This window comes from Lysobacter capsici, assembly GCF_018732085.1.
In the GTDB taxonomy this organism is placed as follows: domain Bacteria; phylum Pseudomonadota; class Gammaproteobacteria; order Xanthomonadales; family Xanthomonadaceae; genus Lysobacter; species Lysobacter capsici_A.
The window spans coordinates 1,735,778-1,754,713 of sequence record NZ_CP076103.1; the positions used below are offsets into that span (position 1 = coordinate 1,735,778).

The 18,936-nt window shown below is 64.1% G+C and carries 18 protein-coding genes; 11 read left to right on the plus strand and 7 right to left on the minus strand.

The window, feature by feature from the left end; translation table 11 throughout:
- Positions 1 to 676 precede the first annotated feature (676 nt).
- Positions 677 to 1,546 carry an HlyC/CorC family transporter gene (locus tag KME82_RS07035; RefSeq protein WP_215497889.1) on the minus strand — a complete coding sequence of 290 codons (870 nt, stop codon included), beginning with the start codon at positions 1,544 to 1,546 and terminating at the stop codon, positions 677 to 679.
- Between the two features lie 512 nt (positions 1,547 to 2,058).
- On the opposite strand from KME82_RS07035, the gene KME82_RS07040 reads away from it, so the two are divergent.
- Positions 2,059 to 2,613, plus strand: a complete 555-nt coding sequence (locus tag KME82_RS07040) for a GspH/FimT family pseudopilin (protein WP_215497890.1) — start codon at positions 2,059 to 2,061, stop codon at positions 2,611 to 2,613.
- A 184-nt stretch (positions 2,614 to 2,797) separates the two neighbouring features.
- Here the strand turns inward: KME82_RS07040 and KME82_RS07045 are convergent, their stop codons facing one another.
- Complete coding sequence (locus KME82_RS07045; protein WP_345777974.1) at positions 2,798 to 3,331, minus strand: GspH/FimT family pseudopilin; 534 nt, start codon at positions 3,329 to 3,331, stop codon at positions 2,798 to 2,800.
- Positions 3,332 to 3,759: 428 nt separating this feature from the next.
- Between KME82_RS07045 and KME82_RS07050 the strand changes: the two genes are divergently transcribed.
- From KME82_RS07050 to KME82_RS07080, 7 genes are all read left to right on the plus strand, one after another.
- Positions 3,760 to 4,317 carry a GspH/FimT family pseudopilin gene (locus KME82_RS07050; RefSeq protein ID WP_215497892.1) on the plus strand — a complete coding sequence of 186 codons (558 nt, stop codon included), beginning with the start codon at positions 3,760 to 3,762 and terminating at the stop codon, positions 4,315 to 4,317.
- Between the two features lie 46 nt (positions 4,318 to 4,363).
- Positions 4,364 to 4,846 (plus strand): type IV pilus modification protein PilV, encoded by a 483-nt coding sequence (gene pilV / locus KME82_RS07055; protein ID WP_215497893.1) that lies wholly within the window; start codon positions 4,364 to 4,366, stop codon positions 4,844 to 4,846.
- Positions 4,843 to 5,865: a PilW family protein gene (locus KME82_RS07060; RefSeq protein WP_215497894.1), complete on the plus strand. Its 1,023-nt coding sequence runs from the start codon at positions 4,843 to 4,845 to the stop codon at positions 5,863 to 5,865. Before pilV ends, KME82_RS07060 begins: the two co-directional genes overlap by 4 nt.
- 11 nt (positions 5,866 to 5,876) lie before the next feature.
- Positions 5,877 to 6,467, plus strand: a complete 591-nt coding sequence (locus KME82_RS07065) for a pilus assembly PilX family protein (protein WP_215497895.1) — start codon at positions 5,877 to 5,879, stop codon at positions 6,465 to 6,467.
- A 64-nt stretch (positions 6,468 to 6,531) separates the two neighbouring features.
- Complete coding sequence (locus tag KME82_RS07070) at positions 6,532 to 10,299, plus strand: pilus assembly protein (protein WP_215497896.1); 3,768 nt, start codon at positions 6,532 to 6,534, stop codon at positions 10,297 to 10,299.
- 21 nt (positions 10,300 to 10,320) lie between these two features.
- Positions 10,321 to 10,758: a type IV pilin protein gene (locus KME82_RS07075; protein ID WP_215497897.1), complete on the plus strand. Its 438-nt coding sequence runs from the start codon at positions 10,321 to 10,323 to the stop codon at positions 10,756 to 10,758.
- A gap of 164 nt (positions 10,759 to 10,922) precedes the next feature.
- Positions 10,923 to 11,429: a hypothetical protein gene (locus tag KME82_RS07080; RefSeq protein ID WP_215497898.1), complete on the plus strand. Its 507-nt coding sequence runs from the start codon at positions 10,923 to 10,925 to the stop codon at positions 11,427 to 11,429.
- A gap of 292 nt (positions 11,430 to 11,721) precedes the next feature.
- Here KME82_RS07080 and ybeY read toward each other — a convergent pair whose 3' ends face one another.
- The 5 genes from ybeY to KME82_RS27055 form a co-directional block, all read right to left on the minus strand.
- Complete coding sequence (ybeY, locus tag KME82_RS07085) at positions 11,722 to 12,204, minus strand: rRNA maturation RNase YbeY (RefSeq protein ID WP_036101849.1); 483 nt, start codon at positions 12,202 to 12,204, stop codon at positions 11,722 to 11,724.
- Between the two features lie 230 nt (positions 12,205 to 12,434).
- A complete protein-coding gene (locus tag KME82_RS07090; RefSeq protein WP_215497899.1) occupies positions 12,435 to 13,421 on the minus strand; it encodes a PhoH family protein in 987 nt (328 codons plus the stop codon).
- A 161-nt stretch (positions 13,422 to 13,582) separates the two neighbouring features.
- Entirely contained in the window at positions 13,583 to 13,825 is a 243-nt protein-coding gene (locus tag KME82_RS07095; protein WP_215497900.1) for a hypothetical protein, read from the minus strand.
- Between the two features lie 96 nt (positions 13,826 to 13,921).
- Entirely contained in the window at positions 13,922 to 14,575 is a 654-nt protein-coding gene (locus KME82_RS07100; protein ID WP_215497901.1) for a phosphatase PAP2 family protein, read from the minus strand.
- A 151-nt stretch (positions 14,576 to 14,726) separates the two neighbouring features.
- Positions 14,727 to 15,131 carry a DUF6053 domain-containing protein gene (locus KME82_RS27055; RefSeq protein WP_430538801.1) on the minus strand — a complete coding sequence of 135 codons (405 nt, stop codon included), beginning with the start codon at positions 15,129 to 15,131 and terminating at the stop codon, positions 14,727 to 14,729.
- 365 nt (positions 15,132 to 15,496) lie between these two features.
- On the opposite strand from KME82_RS27055, the gene KME82_RS07105 reads away from it, so the two are divergent.
- The 3 genes from KME82_RS07105 (at position 15,497) to KME82_RS07115 (ending at position 18,819) form a co-directional block, all read left to right on the plus strand.
- Positions 15,497 to 16,588 carry a 3-oxoacyl-[acyl-carrier-protein] synthase III C-terminal domain-containing protein gene (locus KME82_RS07105; protein ID WP_215497902.1) on the plus strand — a complete coding sequence of 364 codons (1,092 nt, stop codon included), beginning with the start codon at positions 15,497 to 15,499 and terminating at the stop codon, positions 16,586 to 16,588.
- Positions 16,589 to 16,894: 306 nt separating this feature from the next.
- Entirely contained in the window at positions 16,895 to 17,911 is a 1,017-nt protein-coding gene (locus KME82_RS07110; protein WP_215497903.1) for an NAD-dependent epimerase/dehydratase family protein, read from the plus strand.
- The gene (locus tag KME82_RS07115; RefSeq protein ID WP_215497904.1) at positions 17,908 to 18,819 is read left to right on the plus strand and encodes an MBL fold metallo-hydrolase; all 912 of its coding nucleotides are present in this window, start codon (positions 17,908 to 17,910) and stop codon (positions 18,817 to 18,819) included. Before KME82_RS07110 ends, KME82_RS07115 begins: the two co-directional genes overlap by 4 nt.
- The last annotated feature ends 117 nt before the right edge of the window (positions 18,820 to 18,936 follow it).

The window sequence follows — 18,936 nt, forward strand, 5'->3', positions numbered from 1 at the left end:
CCCGGGCATCGCCTGTCTGGTTGGATCGGCGCTCAGTAGGGCGCTCATGTCGAGCACGGTCGGCGACACAGGCCGGCCGTGGTGGCTATCGACTTCTTCGCGGCGACTCCGACGCGACGAATCGCAATGCGCTATCCGGCCTGGGCATCGCCCGTCTGGCTGGGTCGGCTCAGTGAGGCGGTCATGTCGAGCAAGGCCGGCGACACAGGCCGGCCATCGTGGTCATCGGCTCCTTCGCAGCGACCCGACGCGACGAATCGCGTCGATTCGTCTCCACTTGCTGGACGACGTGGGTGGCGTACAGGCGACCCCGCACCGGCGGCACTCCGTCTACTCGAGCAGGCCCACACGGCTTTGCGCGGCCTGCGGTCGCCATAGGCGAGCCGGCTTCAGCGGCGCCGACAACCACGCAGCGCGAACGCCGGGAACGAGACCCAAGGTGCGATCATTCGACATGCCCTTCTCCCGCAAGCGGGAGAAGGTGGCCCGAAGGGCCGGATGAGGGCGCGCCATGCGACTAGCCGCCAAGCCGTCCCGCCAACCTTGATGCAAGTGCGCGCCGGCTTCGACGCATCGGGCTTCAACTCAACGGGCTTAAAGGCGTCGATTTCAACGCACAGGACTCAAGCCGCACCCGCGCCGGCGCGATAACCGCGACCCGCGCCGCGGCATCGCCTCACAGACTGCCCAACACCCCGACATGAAACGCATGCACCCGCCGCGCATCGGCGCTGGCCACGCGGAACACGAAACGGTCCAGGGTCAGTTCCTCGCCGGCCTCGGGCAGATGCCCGATCGCCGCGGTCACCAGGCCGCCGATCGTGTCGTACTCGTCGTCGTCGAAATGCGCGCCGAAGCGTTCGTTGAAATCGTCGATCGGGGTCAGCGCATCGACCACGTACTGACCGTCGGCCTGGGCCGCGATCAAGGCGTCGGGGTTCTCGGCTTCGTCGTGCTCGTCGTCGATCTCGCCGACGATCTGTTCCAGCACGTCCTCGATCGTGAGCAGGCCGGCGACGCCGCCGTGCTCGTCGATCACGATCGCCATGTGATTGCGCGACTGGCGGAACTCGCGCAGCAGCACGTCCAGGCGCTTGGATTCGGGAATCAGCACCGCCGGGCGCAGCAGCTCGTGGATGCTGCCCGGACCGTTGTCGGCGACCACGCCGCGCAGCAGGTCCTTGGCCAGCAGGATGCCGAGAATCTCGTCCTTGTCCTCGCCATGCACCGGGAAGCGCGAATGGCCGGACTCGACCACCATCTTCATCAGGTCGAGGAACTTGGCATCGGCCGGCAGCGCGATCATCTGCGAGCGCGGGATCATCACATCGCCGACGGTGAGGTCGGACACCGCGATCGCGCCTTCCATCATGCGCAAGGTGTCGGCAGCGATCAGCCCGTCGGATTGCGCGTCGCGCAACAACTCGACCAGATCTTCGCGGGAACTGGGTTCGCCCGACAGCGCGGAGCTGATGCGGTCGAGCCAGGAGCGCCGTTTCTCGTGGTGTTCCGGCGGGTGGGTGCTACTACTGTCGTCCTCGGACATTCGGTTCTTGGCTGCGACCCTCGGGGGGAGGGCGTATGGGCCGCAGTTTAACCCGGACCCGGTTCAGGTGGTGGAACGAATGGTTCCGCCAGGGCAGGGGGCTACATCCTGAATAGGCAATCACAGCACGCTCCGCGCGGGTGGACGCGGTTTTGGGGAGGCTGGAGCGAGGGCGGGCGCAGATCCCTATATCGGCCGATAGCAGGCTGCTTCCGGGCAGCGTATGGAGTTCGCACTCGATACCGGCACCATCGCCGGCGTCACGTTTCGGATGTGAGGCGAATATCGAGTTTTGGATGGAGGATCGAGTTCATCGCCCTGCATGGCACGAAATGATGAATCCATACGTTCTCAGGGTCCTCCTGCATTTTCGAAGGACAGCACATGAAATCTGATTTTGAGTGCTTTCATGTGACGTTTTTACGTCAGATACAAGCCCGGTCTTCCGCTTGCTCTCGTCGATATACCGCTTATCGGCGTGGCTGTCCTCTAACCCGGCTCCGCGGAGATGTATGTCTCAGGAGAACGTGGAAGCGGAAATGCACACTCGTCATACCGGCGGCTTTACCGTGATCGAACTGTTGGTTGCCGTCGCGCTCATCGGAATTCTGGCCGCGTTCGCGGTGCCGAGCATGCGCGATGCCTGGAATTCCAACCGTGTCGCCGTATCGGCCAATGAACTGGTCGCCGCGGTCAGCCTCGCTCGCAATGTGGGGTTCCGTAACTCGCACGGTGGCCATGCCTGCGCCAGTGTCGACGGAACGAGTTGCAGCGACGATTGGAGCGACGGCTGGATCGTATGGACCGATCGCGACGGCGATGGGACGCCTTCCTCGGCCGAGGTACTGCGTCAGGTATCGGCCCCGGGTCGAATCGAAATCATCGCGACCGGTCTGCCCGGTCGCGGCAACGTGCTCTCATTCGACGAGCGCGGCCGCCTCGTGGGAGCGGCGTCACCCCGCTTTACCCTCACACCGATGACATGCACTCCCGGCGCCGTAATCGTCCGCAGGATCGTGGTGAGCAGAAGCGGACGTGTCCAGCTGGATCGTGACGTCTGCGTTTGAGCTGGCCGACGCGAAACCCGGCGCCGCGAATAAGCGCCGTGACGATCGATGTTGATCTGGCGAATGGGTCCACCGGATTGAATGAGCTCACGATCCCGGGCCATTGCTCGATCTCACCGTTCCCGGTTCCACGCACCGACGGATCACGCGATGAAATTCGATGCCGAAGCCTGCCTCCTTTCGGCTAGATACATAGCCGATCGTTATCGGCGGTGACCTCGGCGACACGGAATCGTCCCGCGTTCGAAAGTGCAAGCGACCCGATCGCATTGGGCCGGCGCGAGCAGAGAGTGAACGTGACATTGGTTCCCGCGCTGTCGCCTTGTGGTTGAAAGACGATGCGCTTGCGGCCTTCAGTGCTGTACAGCCGCAAGCCGCCAGCGACCGGTGCGAAGCGCCGGATCACGATGTCATGGCGGCCGGCTCGTCGATCGTTGTCGATGTCGGCGAAGATCAGCCAACCTCCGCTCCAGTCCATCGTTTCCTTGCAATCGCCTGTCTCATTCACAGGGCAGATGATGGTGACGCTTCCACTGGCCACCGCCTGGCGCGTCGCGGTCAGAAAACTTTCGCCCAGCAGGGTTTGCGTGTGGGCGACATGGGCGCGATCGACGATCCGGCCCAGTGCGGGCAGTGCGACCCCCAGCAACAGCGTGGCGATCATCAGCGCCACCACCACTTCGACAAGAGACAATCCTCGCATCCGCCGCATATGCATTCCTTTGCATGTAGAGATCTGCAGCTTGGCAGTCCGGATCGGACGCGTGAACCGGAGATTGTCTCGAACCGGTGTCGGAGTACGCCCGCGCGATGTTGGGAATTCGCCCGCTGCTAAAGAAGCGAGCGAATGAATCGATTGCCAGCGGCGTCATTCGGCAGTATTCGAGTGCCTTTCCGTGCCGGTTACGTGCTTGCTGTGTTCCCTGGCACTTAGAGACAAACTTGATGCAGATCCATCGCGTTGATGCCGCTTGGCGATCAAAAAAGCGGTATGTGGTGATATCAAATGTTTATTGCTGATTGTTATCACATCAATTGTGTATCGTTCGCCGTTTACCCGAACGCTTGAACCGTTCGTCCCTCGAAAGATAGTGATCAGCGTTGAGTCGTCGTTAACTTCCACGCGAAGTTAGTCAGGGGCTCGCCATGAAATCGAAGCGTTCCGCCGGATTCACGCTGCTCGAGTTGATAGTCGCGGTGACCGTGGCCGCCATCATGTTGGCCATGGCGGTGCCCAGCCTGGTTTCCACCATCAACCGCAACCGACTCAGCGGAACCGCCAACGAACTGGTCGCTTCGTTGCAGTACGCGCGCTTGGAGGCCATCAAGCGCAACGCCAGCGTCGAAGTCTGCCGAAGCGCCGATCAAAGCACGTGCAGCAGCGGCTCCGGGCCTTGGGCCGCCTGGATCGTGGTCGTCCCCGACGGCGACGGTAACGGCACGGCCAATGATTCGCGAGTGCTTCAGTCCTTCCAGGTGAAATCGCCGGTCGAAGTCCGCAGCGCAGTCGGCAACGGCAAATTCACCTATCGGCCGGACGGATTCGCGCGTGCCAGCGATGCGCCTCGCGGCGCTTTCCTGAACACCAGTTTCGATATTTGCATCGCGACCAGGTATCCGGCGCAGAACCTGCGCCGCGTGCGGCTGGTTTCCGGCGGACGCGTCGCGACCGATTCCCTCGACGGCAATGGACGGTGCAGTTGACATGCATACACGAGAATCGAAAAAACTCCGATCGGCGAAGCCTGCGATGGCTAAGCCCTCGCGGCGCCTGCAGGCCGGCGTCGGTCTGGTCGAAATTCTGGTCGCGGTGCTGGTGCTGGGTTTCGGCCTACTGGGCGTGGCCGCGATGCAGAGCCTTGCGTTGAGGAACAGCCAGAGTTCCATGCAGCGCACCCAGGCCGTCGTGCAGGCCTATGCCATCGTCGATTCGATGCGCGCCAACGCCGCAGAGGCCAAGAAGGGCGCCTACAACATGGCCGCGCCGCGCTGCGCGAATGGCGTGATACCCAAGCCCGACTCGACCGCGACCCTGGCCGTCGCCGACCAGGCGGCATGGATGCAGGGCCTTGCCGCGAGTTTGGGCGCGCGCGATTCGACCTGCGGTCAGGTGACTTGCGACAGCGCCGGCGTCTGTACGGTCAACGTGCGCTGGGACGATACGCGTGGCGGGACCGCCGGCGGCGAATCGAATGCGGACAAATTGACTTACACCTTGCAGGTACGGCTATGAGCGCCCCCTGGTATCGCCCGAGCGCGGCGCGCCGAGCATCGGGTTTCAGTGTGATCGAACTGATGATCGCCCTGGTGCTCGGATTGCTGTTGACCATGGGGGCGCTGTCGATCTTCCTGTCCGGGCGGGCCGCGTTTCGTACGACTGAAGATTTGTCTCGTGTGCAGGAAGCCGGGCGCATCGCCTTCGAGTTGATGGCCAGAGACGTGCGCGAAGCCGGCGCAAACCACTGTGCGTCCACGATTCGTCTCGGCAACGTGGTAACGGAGCGCGACAACGCATTCTGGACGAACTGGAACAACAGTCTGACCGGCGTTGGAGGTTCAACCGCATTCGCCACGCCCGCGTTCGGATTCGGCAGCGCCGCTGGCAGCAGGGCATCCGGAACGGACGGTCTGGAAATTCACTCCACCGAAGATCTCGGCTTGTATCTCACCGCGCCGATGACGGCCAAGGACTCCGATCTGACCGTCAGCGCCGTTCCCGGGGATGTCAAAGCCAACGACGTGCTGATGGTCTGCGATTTCCGCCTCGCCTCTGTGTTCAAGGCGACCAGCGTGGGCGCGAATGCGATCGCGCATGGGAGCGGCGGCAACTGCAGCGCCGGCTTCAGTCGCGAAACCGCGCTGCTGTGCAAGGACGATTCCGCGATTCCCGACGCGTCCTGGCATAGATACGGCGCCAGCGCCATCGTCGTCAGGCCTCATCTGGTGCGCTGGTTCGTCGGCAACAACGACAGCGGGGGCAGATCGCTGTACCGCGCGTTGGTCGATTCCAAGGGGATTCAATCGACGCCGGATGAAGTGGCCGAGGGTGTGAATCAAATGGACCTGACTTATCTCGTGAATGGTCGGACCGATTATCAGCCGGCCGCGTCGATCGCCGCCGCCGACTGGGTCAAGGTCAAGGCCGCGCGCGTGGTGTTGACGCTCGAAAGCGAGCGCAAAAGCGGTGTCGGCAACGAAAGCATCAGCCGCAGCGTCACCGCGGTGCTGGCCATGCGCAATCGAAACCTGTAAGGAACATCGCCATGTCATCACGCCGATCTTCGTTCGCCGTTCGTTCCAGTCAGAAAGGCGCGGCCTTGGCCGTCATCATGATCATGCTCCTGGTCATGATGCTGCTCGGGCTCGCCATATTGCGCAGCACCATGCTTGAAGAGCGAATGAGTGCCGGCATGTACGACCGCGGCATCGCGTTCGAGTCGGCCGAGCGCGCATTGCGTGAAGCCGAGTTGTCCGTGGATGCCGCGGTGAAAAACGGCAGCCTGATCGGCAGAGACTGCTCCGTGCCGACAACGGCCTGTCCCACGGTCCCGGCCGATACCTATACCGGTGGCGGCAGCGCGTGCGCGGACGCTTCTGGAGTCGGCTGCTGGGCCAACGCCAGCGTCGGTGATTCCAAAGTGCCCGCCGCGGGTACGCCGCAGTACTACGTCGAATTCATGGGGCGGCGTACCAGTGCCGACGACATGGGCGATGTCAACGGCAACCCATACGAGCCAGGAAGCGTGCCGCAGGCCACAGCCGCCTTTTATCGCGTAACCGCGCGAAGCCACGATCCGTCCAAAGCTTCCGATCGCGCTGTCGTGGTGCTGCAGTCCACCTTGATGAGCTACTGACATGAGACTGCGACTACTCGGCGAAATATCTGAAACCAACACGCGTCCGCTCGGGAGCAACAGCATGAGATCTTTCGGTAAGCGTTGCATCGGGCGTGTTCGCGATCTGGCGCCGCGACTGGCGGTCGTCCTCATTGGCGTGTTGGCCGCGCTCAGCGCGACGCCAGCAGTGTCGGAGGTGCCGATCCAATCCAGGCCGTTGGCGCTGGGTAACGATGTGCCCAACAATCTTGTATTGGTGCCCTCGGTCGAGTATCCCACTGTCAACGCCAAGGCCAACTTCACCATGGTCGGCGACGTGGACGTTTACAATACAGGCATAACGTATGTGGGTTATTTCGATTCCGCCAAGTGTTACAAATACAATTTTGCTGCCAACGAGAAAGATCGTTTTTTCGAGCCGATTGGTGTAACAGCCAATCACCAATGCTCCGGGGCGCAGAAGCAATGGAGCGGAAACTTCTTGAACTGGGCCGTCACCCAGACCATCGATCCGTTCCGTAAGGCGCTGACAGGTGGCTATCGCGTTCGCGACGATGCGACGCAGGTATGGTTGGAAAAGGCGAGGCATGATAATAACGACTACGGCAAGGATTTCTTCCCGGATGTAGGGATTCCGGCTGCCGAGATTCAGAGCGTGTTTCCTGCCAGCGCTCAATGGCCGTTGCGTATGAAGGTGCGTAACCTGGGCAACAAGATGCGCTTCACTCGGGATGGTTCTGGCAACGTCGACGGCACTAATGCGGTTTCTTATAACCCAGCTACACATACCCTCAGCGGAAAGGCCGGTTCGGCCAACGACACGACCATATATGAGGTAAGCGTGCGGGTCGCTGTCTGTGTCAATTCGGGCGCGGTAAAGCCCGAGGCGAATTGCAAGCAATACGGTAACGCGTGGAAGCCGGAAGGCCTGATTCAGAAATATAACGACAAATTGCGTTTCGGCATATTCGGTTATTTGAACGACTCCAGCCCAGATCGCGACGGCGGCGTCCTTCGGGCCAGACAGAAGTACGTTGGGCCGTACAGCTACGATCCCGTGGCGGGGCCGAAGGACAACCCCAATAAAGAGTGGGATCCCGTCACCGGTATACAGCTTGGCGCTTATAATAATCCGGATCCGGTTGACGCAACGGCGACCAATACTCGCAACAACACCAGCGTCGTAGTCAATAGCGGTGTTATCAATTATCTCAACAAGTTCGCGCAGACCACCACCAACGACGCCAAGGGGGCGGATAACGTCAGCGAGCTTTACTATGCGGCGGTGCGGTACTTCAGGGGGCAGGACAATGTTCCCGAATACACCGCTATTCCGGCCGGACAGGCGGCCAAACAGACCGACCTGTTTCCGGTGATCACCGACTGGGTCAATCCGGTCCAGTATCAGTGCCAGCGCAACGTGGCGGTCGGCATCGGCGATACCTATACCCATCTGGATAGAAATCTGCCCGGGTCGACGAAGAAGGATTCAGCCCCGGCCATGCCGCCGAAGTTGGCGGCCGATACGATGGTCAATGTCGAGACCGCGCTTGGAAATTTGTTCAGGCTGGAGGGTATTGGTAAATCGCCCGCGGTCACTTTCAATCCTGGTGGCAATGCCAACTCTGGTTTCATAGCCGGGCTCGCGTATTACTCGCATACCAAGGACATGCAGCCGAACATGCCCGGAATGCAGACCTTGAGTACTTATTGGGTCGATGTTCTTCCCTTTAAGGTGGTGGTGAAACGCGAAGACAATCAGTACTACCTCGCAACTAAATACGGCGGCTTCGATGTGCCGGCGGGATTTGATCCGGATACGCGCGTCGATCCACTCCCGGATGCTTTGTGGACAGATGGCGACAAGGTCGGGCTCGACAATCAGGTGAATGAGAAGCGCCCGCGCAATTTCTACGTGGCCTACCAAGCCGAACAGATGGTGTCCGGCCTGACCCGGGCCTTTGAAAGTGCCGGCGCCGATCGCCGTGGCGCGGCTGCGGGTCTCGGTACCAATGGCGCGACATTGGAGCAGGGTGCGACGATCTATTCGCCGACCTACTTCAATGACTGGCACGGCGATTTGACGTCGTACCGGATCGATCCGGTCACCAAGGCGAACATTCCGGTCTGGACGGCAGGCGCGGTCGTCCCGGCGCCGGCTGCTCGGAAGATATTCGCCAACAGCGACGGCTATCGCGAATTCCTGTACGACCTGTTGTCGGCTACCGACAAGACGAACCTCGGGAGCGGCAACTTCTCGGGTGCGACCGCGGCCGACGTTGTGGACTACCTGCGAGGAGTGCGAACCAAAGAAGTCTCCAATGGCGGCCCCTTGCGCAATCGCGGCGGCGTGCTGGGTGATTTCGTCAACTCGTCGCCGGTTTATGTCGGCAAGCCCTCGCCGAACCAGTACAGCTATGCGACGTTTGCCGGCGGTGGCAAGGCGTATAACGACTTCGCCGCGGCCAAGGCAGCGCGCACGCCGCTCGTGTATGTCGGCGGCAATGACGGCATGTTGCATGGGTTCAATGCGGCCACGGGTGTGGAGGCGTATGCCTTCGTGCCCGCTGCGGCCCTCAGTATCCCGGGTGGTCTGGCCGGGTACGCGACACCCGGTTATCCGCATCGCTATTTCGTGGACGGTGAGCTCACCGTGGCCGACGTCTACCTCGGCGGCGCCTGGAAGACCGTGCTCGTAGGGACCATGGGGCGTGGCGGGAAGGGGGTTTTCGCACTCGACATCACCGATCCGGGCGACATCAAGTTCCTGTGGGAAAAGTACGGCGCGCAGGTCCCGAGCCTGGGCAACAACCTGGGCAAGCCGGTGATCGCGCAGACGGCCAATGGGGTCTGGCGGGTCCTGCTGGGCAACGGTCCCAACAGCACGGACGGAAAGGCGCAATTGGTGAGCTTGGATGTGGCTACGGGGGCAGTGAGCACGATCGATACCGCAGTTGGTTCGGATAACGGCTTGTCCGGTGTGCGGACCTGGGATTCCAACGCAGACGGTTTCATCGACAGCGCCTACGCCGGTGACTTCAAGGGCAATCTGTGGAAGTTCAGCAACATCGGCACCGGCACGGCCGGCGTGACTCGCCTCTTCCACGCGGTGGATTCGGGCGGGAACGCGCAGGCAATCACGGCCACTCCGTTGGTCGGTCGCAAACCGGACTCCCTGGAAACCTGGGTGTTCTTCGGCACCGGGCGGTTTCTGGGTGGCGCCGACCTGAGCGACAAGTCGGTACAGACCTGGTACGGAATCAGGGATACCGGAACCGAGGTGGCCGCCGCGAACCTCGCCACTCGCAAGATCGAGTACGAGGGGGCGCTCAAGGGTAAGGATGGCAAGGATGTCGAAGTCCGCGTGATATCGGCTTCGAAGGAGGGCGATATGGCCGGAAAATTGGGCTGGAAACTCGACCTGGTCACGCCCTCGGGAACCGCGATGGGTGAGCGAATGGTGGTTCCCAACCTGTTCGATGGCAATCGCCTGCTGGGCATCAGTCGGATTCCGAACAACAGCGATCCATGCAACGTCGGCGGCAACGGTTGGTTGATGGAAATCGACCCGTTCACCGGTGGGCGGATCGACTCCGGGATTTTCGACATCAACGGCGATGGAAAAATAGATGGTAATGACGCTGTGGCGGGAACCGGGAATGATCCATCGAGGTATCCGTCCGGAAAACGTACCGACGGCTCGTTGAACCCGGTCATCATCATTCCCGGCAAGAACGGCAACTTGATCGAGGGTTCCAATCAAGACGACAAGATCGAAGGTGTGCCGACACCGGTCACGGGGTTGGGCGCCAAACGAGTCGCGTGGCGAGAAATCCTGCGGGATGGATAGCGACCTGCCGCATCGATCTGCATGAAGTTGTCGTCTTCCAGGGGAGCTGCCGTGTCAAATCGTAAATGCTCGGGTTTTACGCTCATCGAATTGATGATCGTCGTTGCGATAGTGGCGATTCTCGCAGGACTCGCTTACTCGTCTTATCAGGCCCAGGTCATCAAGTCGCGCCGCGCTACCGCCACGGCGTGCTTGATGGGGCAGGTGCAGTACATGGAGCGGTATTACACGACCAGATTCACCTACACCGGCGCGACGGTGCCGGCCGGTGGCTGCGTTACCGAGCTCAATGGCTTCTACACGTTCGGCAGCGCCATCGCCGCGACGTCTTACACCTTGACCGCGATCCCGGCAGGGGCGCAGGCCAGTGGCGACGGAAAATGCATGACGATGTCGATCAACGACAAGGGAGTTAAGGCCAAGTCCGGAACAGCTGCGAATGTGCTCGACTGCTGGTGAGTGCGTGGCTGGAGCGGATGCCGTCGACGACGACTTCGCTAATTCCTACAAGGCGTGCGGCAGAAATCCGATTTCCGCCGCGCGCAGCTGGATCTAATATTTCTAAGCGCCGATAGATGTCGGCCAATACGATCGATAACTATCATTCAAGGATGAGGATGAGGATGCGCATGCGCAAGTCAAATGTTCTTTTGCACGCAACCATGATGCTCACGATGTCGATTGCCGCACCTTCGGTGGCTGCGGCCGGCAATGTGGCGCAGGCAACTGAATACGTAGAAGTGGGCAGCTATCTGATTGACGACGCCCAGATCAATGCCTGGTACGAAATGCAGTACCACCTGCGCGAAAACTTCGACGAAATCTGCGGCGACACCTTCTGCGAGGGCGATTACAGCAACATCTACGCGTTGCGGTTCAGGTGCTCGGTCGAGCAGTCCAGCGGCGTGATCGGGCGTTGCGTGTGGGTGTTCGCGGCGAGCAACGAGGAGGTCGATGCGGCCACCGGCAAGATCCAGGTGACGCCGAAGGTCTGGCGCTGCCGTAGCCCGCTGGCGCCGAAGACCACCGTATCGGCCCTGCTGGGCGCGTTGTCCGGCGAGCAGCCTTTGTATGCGAAGTTGCCGGGGACGTCGGTGTCCATTTACGACGGGCTGATCGACTGCTTGTGATTGCGGTGGTCGATCGCCGCGGCTGACGCGGCCGACTGTGAATGCTGCCCCGTCGGCGAGACATCATCGAAGGCGCGGTGTTCTTGCTGTCGAGCCGCGGTTCGGCCTGTGGCGGAGCGACCGGGGCAGGCGCTGCTGTAATTATTTTGGGCGATGGTTTAAGTGAATCATCGCGTCATCGACTTCGCCTGTCGGGGCTTCCGGCGATTCGAAGCCGCCTGCGCGAGCCGGAGAAGAACACGATCCGTTCGCCGAGCCGTCTCGCAGAACCAGTCGATCCGCCAGCTGACGATCACTCTTCCAGATAAGGATCCGCGATCCCCAGCGAAGCCAGGATTTCCCGCTCCAGTTGCTCCATGCATTCGGCTTCGCGCTCGTCCTCGTGATCCCAGCCGAGCAGGTGCAGGGTGCCATGCACGGTCAGGTGCGCGTAGTGATCGTTGAGCGGTTTCTTCTGCTCGCGCGCTTCGCGTACGACCACCGGCGCGCAGATCACCAGATCGCCGAGCAACGGAAGCTTGACTCCCTTCGGCAGGCCTTCGGGCAGGTCGGCGGGGAAGCTCAGCACGTTGGTGGCGTAGTCGCGGTCGCGGTAGTGGCGGTTGAGCGATCGGCCTTCCTTGGTGCCGACGATGCGGATCGCCAGGTCGGCTTCGCGGATGCGGCCTTTCAACGCGGCGGCGACCCACTTGCGGAAACTGTTCGCCGCCGGCAGGCCCTTGCGCGGCAGGGCGTAACTGACGGCGACATCGAGACGGACGGGACCTTGGGTCATCGTGGTACTCACTGCGGTGCGGGCTGATGGGAGAGGCGCAACGCTAAAGGTTCATCGGTATTGCACGGCATGGCGGGCCGATCGCGGTTGCGGTGCCGGCCCGCGATGGCCGCGCGGCGCTCGCGCGCCGGCGCTACGGACCGCACCGGCGCGAGTATCGGCACGCGTCGCCGGCACGCAACACCGGCACGAGTCCGGGCCTGCGTCGCCGCACGCCGGCACCGCGCCGATCAGGCGGCCGGCCCGCTCTGCGCGTCCTTCGCATCGCGCGCGTCGTAGGCGCTCACGATGCGCGCGACCAGCGGATGGCGCACCACATCCTTGGCTTCGAAGAAGGTGAAGCTGATTCCGTTGACGTTGCGCAACACCTCGAGGGCGTCTTTCAGTCCCGACTTGATGTGCTTGGGCAGGTCGCCCTGGGTCATGTCGCCGGTGACCACCGCGGTGCTGCCGTAGCCGATGCGGGTCAGGAACATCTTCATCTGTTCGATGGTGGTGTTCTGCGCTTCGTCGAGGATCACATAGGCATCGTTGAGCGTGCGCCCGCGCATGTAGGCCAGCGGCGCGATCTCGATGACGTTGCGTTCGAGCAGCTTGACCACCTTCTCGACCCCGAGCATCTCGTACAGCGCGTCGTACAGCGGGCGCAGGTAGGGGTCGACTTTCTGGGTCAGGTCGCCCGGCAGGAAGCCGAGCTTTTCGCCGGCCTCGACCGCGGGGCGCACCAGGATCAGGCGCTGCACCCGCGATTCGTTCAGCGCTTCGACCGCGCTGGCGACGGCGAGAAAGGTCTTGCCGGTGCCGGCCGGGCCGATGCCGAAATTGATGTCGTGGGTGGCGATCGCATGCAGGTACTTGGCCTGATTGACCCCGCGGCCGCGGATGGTGCCGCGCTTGACCCGGATCGCGACTTCCTGCGGTTCGATGTCCTGCGCCACCAGTTGCTCGGCGCCGGTTTCGGTCAGGGCCAGGTGGATCGCGCCCTCGTCGAGGGTTTCCTCGGCGGCGTCCTTCCACAGCCGGCGCAGCAGCTTCTCGGCTTCGCCGACCACGCGCTCGGGGCCGTCGATGCGGAAGATGTTGCCGCGATTGGCGATTTCCACGCCCAGGCGCAGTTCGATCATGCGCAGGTGCGCGTCGAACGGTCCGCTGAGGTTGGCCAGACGTTCGCTGTCGGCGGGATCGAGAGTGAATTCGGAAACGGTTCGGGCAGACATAGACTAAAGCGTAAGCAGATTCGAGCACGCAATGCGCGCCGGGGCGTCACAGCTTGCGCCTGTCGGGAGGTTTTCGCAAAGCCGCGCGGGCCGTCGCGGCCGGACCGAGTCGGATGCGACGCGCGGCGGCCGGCGCGATGCCGGGCGGCGACGCGTTCGCGTCAGCCGCGAGGCGGGCGGCCTTCGCGCCAAGCCCGCCAGACCCGCAGCGCGCCCATCAGGGTCAGCAGGAGCGAGCCGATCAGCCACAGCAGGGTGATCGCATCGGCGTCGAACGGGCCGTGGCGGGTGGCGCGCATCCACGAGCGCACCAAGCCGAGCAGGCCCAGGCCGAGGAACCAGAAGCCGATCGCGCCGCGGGAAAACAGGCCGGGCGGATTCGAGGGGGCGGGGGTGTCGGGCATGAGGGATTCTTCGGTGAGCGGCGGGCATGGGGCCACTGTCGGGGCCACGATCAGGCTATCCATGGGCGCGAATCGATCGCGCGGATCGGATGAAGCTCAGGGGCGCCCAGTTCGCCACAGCGGTGTGCCGGCGAGCAAGAGGCCGAGCGTCGCAGTCGCCAGGCCGCCGGCGATGTCCCACACGTAGTGTTGGCCGGTGGTGATCACGCTGGGGGTCAGCACGATCAGCGCCGACCAGACCCACGGCCGTGCCCGCGGATGCTGCGCGGCGAACCCGGCCGCGGCCACGACCGGAATGGTGATATGGCCCGACGGGAAGCAATTGTTGACCCCGTCGAGCGCGTGCAGGCAACGCCAGGCGGCTTCGGTCAGCGGGTCCAGGCCCTGCGGCAACGGCGGACGCACGATGCGGGTCGGCCACAGCAGCCAGATCGCGGCGTCGAGCCCGATCGCGACGACGTAGGCGTACAGCGTCGCCAGCAGATAGCGGCGTTCGCGAATCGCCAGGACCAGCGCCGGGCTGGCCAGCAGCAATAGCCAGTACGGCCAGATCGTCCATGCATGCCGGCCCAGTGCGTGGTCGAGCGCGGTGTACGGCAACAGCCGCGGCTCGCTCAGCGGATAGGCGTTGATGCCCAGGTACAGCCCGGTGTTGATCGCCATCGCGATCAACACGATGGCGATACGCCGCGACAGCGCGACCGTATCGGTGCCGGCGGCGGCGCGGGGGCGGGCATCGGCGGCGAGCATCTGCAGGGGTGGGTCCGGCGGCGATTGATTCGCTCAGCATGGTCGATGCGGGCAGGGCGACGCCAGTGTCGCTGGCGCTTTGCCGCACGCTGATCCCGTCGTTTGTGAAGCTTGCTTTGGTGGGAGGGCTTTCAAGCCCGACACTCTTCTCTCAGCAACGATGAAGCTTCGACGCGAGCGGAACAAAGGGCGTCGGGCCTGAAGGCCCTCCCACAATGGACTTTCGGGCTACCCGGCTATTCGCCGCCTCGCTTCGCCATGCCGCGGCAGGCTTCGACCAGCGCAGCCGTTCCACCGAGCGCTGCGGCGGTGCTTTAGGCCATGCAACCGCGGCGATCGCATTCGCTTTTGTGGGAGGGCTTTCAAGCCCGACGCTTTTCGCTGAGCAGCGATGAAGCTTCGGCGCGAGCGGAACGAAAAGCGTCGGGCCTGAAGGCCCTCCCACACTAGACTTCGCGGGTGCCAGGGGCTTCATGGTCTCGCTACGCCGCGTTTCGCCGCGCCACGCGTCGGGCCGCGCTTCGTCGCGCATCGTCAAGATTTTCAGGCCAGTCATGCCTCCACAGCCCGACAGCGACGCTCTTGGCCGCCCATTCGCGGCGGCGGCATTCGCTGTTGTGGGAGGGCTTTTAAGCCCGACGCTTTTCGCTCAGCAGCGATGAAGCCTCCGCGCGAGCGGAACGAAAGGCGTCGGGCCTGAAGGCCCTCCCACAATGGACTTCGTGGCTGCCAAGGGTTTCAGGGCCTCGCTTCGCCATACTTCGCCACGCTACGCCTCATCGCGTCTCGCCGTGTCTCTCCGCGCTTCGCCGTCTCTCTCAGCCCTTCGTCCAGCCAAGTCCCGCCTCCACGGCCGGAAAAGCCCAGGATCCCCGCCGCATATCGGCAAATGCCGCGCACTGGCTCATACTGCCGGCGCACATGGATACCGAATCGAAGGACACGGCGCGCGCGCGCGCCGATCAAGGACTCAGCGCGCAGCGCAGGCACGGCTCAGGACACGGCGCAGGCCCCGACCTGGATTGGCGCGTGCGCATCGCCGGCCTGGGCCGTTATCTGCCGCAGCGCCGCGTCGCCAGCGCCGAAATCGAGCAGCGCGTCGGCCTGCCCGCGGGCTGGGCGCTGCAGAACAGCGGCGTCGCCTTTCGCCACTGGGCCGAGCCCGAACGCGAACGCGCCAGTTGGATGGGCGCGCACGCCGCGCGCATGGCCTGCGAGCAAGCCGGCATCGAAGTCGGCGAGGTCGATCTGATCGTTAATGCTTCAGGTTCGGCCGAGCGCGCGATTCCCGACGGCGGGCCGCTGCTGCAACGCGAACTCGGCCTCGGCCGCTCCGGCATTCCGGCCTTGTCGGTGCATGCCACCTGCCTGAGTTTCGTCGCCGCGCTGGAACTGGCGGCCGAACGGATCCATCACGGCCGGATCGCGCGCGCGTTGATCGTCAGCAGCGAAATCGCTTCGGTCGGCCTGGATTTCGATAGCCCCGAGGTCTGCACCTTGTTCGGCGACGGCGCCGCCGCGGCCGTGCTCGAACGCGCGCCCGACGACAGCTCCAGTCGCATCCATCGCATCGCCTGGCGCACGATGGGCGAGGGCGTCGAGATCACCACTCTGCGCGGCGGCGGCAGTTGGCGTCCGCCGTTGGGACCGCTGACCACCCCGGCCGACGCGCTGTTCTCGATGCAGGGCCAGGCCGCGCTGCGCAGCGGCATCCGCCTGGTGCCGTACGTGATGCGCCAGCTCGGCCTGGACGATCGCGCCGCGCGCGACGCCGTGCGCTGGGTCGCCGCGCATCAGGCCAGCCGCGCCGCGCTCGACGTGATCGCGCAGATCGGTTTCGAACACGCACGCATGGTCAATACGCTCGAACACACCGGCAACTGCATCGCCGCGTCGATTCCGCTGGCACTGGAACAGGGCGTGCGCGAAGGCTCGATCCGCCGCGGCGAACCCGGCGTGTTGCTCGGTACCGGCGCCGGCCTGTCCGGCGTCGGCCTGACGATGACGTACTGACGCCATGACGATCGGCGCTGCGATGCGGTCGATGCCTGCGGCGGTGGATTCGCGCGGCGATGCCGGATGCGCGTCCGATTCGAAAGCCAGCGCTCGCGGCATCGCACGGCGACCCCGCTCGGGTCGCGCGTCGCATCGGCATCCCAACTTCTTCCGCGCAGCCGTGAAGTCTTTTGCGGGAGGGACTTTAGCCCCGACCGAGGCCTGGTCGAACCACGTGTTGCTTCGTCGCCGTGGTCATGCGCTCGCGCTCGCAGCGCGGCCCGCAAAAAATCCGGAATCTCGCGACAGCGCAGGCGATCGCGCATGACCACCCAGCGCATCGTCATCACCGGCGCGACCGGTTTCCTCGGCGGCGCGCTCGCCCGCCATCTGCTCGCCACGCGGCCGTGGACCCAGGTGGTCGGCCTCGGCCGCGACCTGGTGCGCGGGCGCGCGCTGCAGGCGCAGGGCGTCGAATTCCTCGCCGTCGACCTCACCGACGAAGGCGCCGTGCATCGCGCCCTGCGCGGCGCCGACACCGTGGTGCATTCGGCCGCGTTGTCGAGCCCGTGGGGCCGGCGCGAGGCCTTCGTCGCGGCGAACATCGACGCCACCGACCATGTCGTCACCGCCTGCATCGCGCGGCAAGTGCGGCGCCTGGTGCATATCTCCACGCCCGGCATCTACCACGACGGCCAACCGCATCACGGCATCGGCGAAGACCATCCGCTGCCGGCGCGTTCGGTCAACGACTACGCCGCGACCAAGCTGATCGCCGAACGCCGTTTGTTCGAACGCTGCGCCGCCGGCGGCGTGTCGGCGCTGGCGTTGCGGCCGCGCGCGATCTTCGGCCCCGGCGACAGCGCGATCCTGCCGCGCATCGCCCAGGCATTGCGCAGCGGCCGTTTGCGCCGGATCGGCGCGGACGATTGCAAGGTCGACCTGAGCTATATCGACAACGTGGTCGATGCGATCGTGCTGGCGATGGACGCATCGTGGCGCTTGAACGGCCGCGTCTACAACATCAGCAACGGCGAACCGGTCGCGATCTGGAGCGTGATCGACCGGCTCGCCGATGCGCTGTCGCTGCCGCGTCCGCGCAAGCGCATGCCCAAGCCGGTCGCGCTGGCGCTGGCCAGCACGGTCGAAGCGTTCTACCGCCGCTTCAAACCTGATAATGAGCCGCCGCTGCTGCGTTACGGCATCGAATTGCTGAGCGTCGACATGACCCTGGACATCACCCGCGCGCGCGACGAGCTGGGTTATCGTCCGCGCGTGAGCATGGACGAGGCCCTCGACAAGACCCTGAGCGAACTGGCGCGCGCCGAGGCACGCCGGTGACCGGCGAGGTCGCGCTCACCCTGGCCGCCTCCGGCCACAGTTGCGCCGACCCGCGTCATCTGGGTTTCGAGGCCGGGCCGGCGATGCGGTTTCCCGCCGGCTGGGCGCTGATCGAACATCCGGTGCAGGGCGCGATCCTGTTCGATTGCGGCTACGGCCCGAGCGCGCGCGCCGCGATGCGCGGCGGCCTGCGCTGGATTTACCGACGCGCGATCCACGCCTGTTCGTCCTCGCATACCGATGCCGGGCAGTTGCTGCGCCAGCGCGGCATCGAGGCCGAGCAAGTGCGGCTGGTGGTGATCAGCCATTTCCATCCCGACCATATCGGCGGGCTCGATCAATTCCGCCGCGCGCGTTTCGTCGCCCACGCCGACGCCTGGAATCATTTGCGCGAACTGAGCTGGTTCGGCCTGCTGCACGCGCAGATATGGAAGGAACTGCTGCCGGAGGATTTTGCCGCGCGCCTGCAATTGCTCGACGAACACGGCCGCCGTCCGCTGCCGGTGGATTGGAGCGGGCTGGGCGAGGGCTGGGACCTGTTCGGCGACGGCAGTCTGCATGCGATCGCGTTGCCCGGACATGCGCGCGGCCAGATCGGTCTGGCCGTGCGCATCGGCGACGGCGAGCGCGTCGTGCTCGCCGCCGATGCGTTCTGGCGGCGCGAGCAGCTCGACCGCGATCGGCCGTTGCCGTGGCTGACCCAGCGCCTGGCGATGGACGACGCAGCGGCTTACCTCGACACCGTGCGCCGGCTTGCCCGGTTCCGCGACAGCCACCCCGGCGCCTGGGTGATTCCCTCGCATTGCGCCGACACCCTGGCCGCGTGGCGGCAGCGGCATCCGTCGGCGGTGCTGGATCAGGTTGCGGGTGAGGACGATGTCCCGGCGCAAGAGGCCGTGGTCAGCTGAAGTCGCCGCGGGGCGGCAAGGTCGCCGCAGCCCGGCATTCGATTGATTGAACAGCGGGCCCCCCCACCGCTTATCGGTTACCGCTTGCGAACTAATTAATCATTGAATTAAATATGG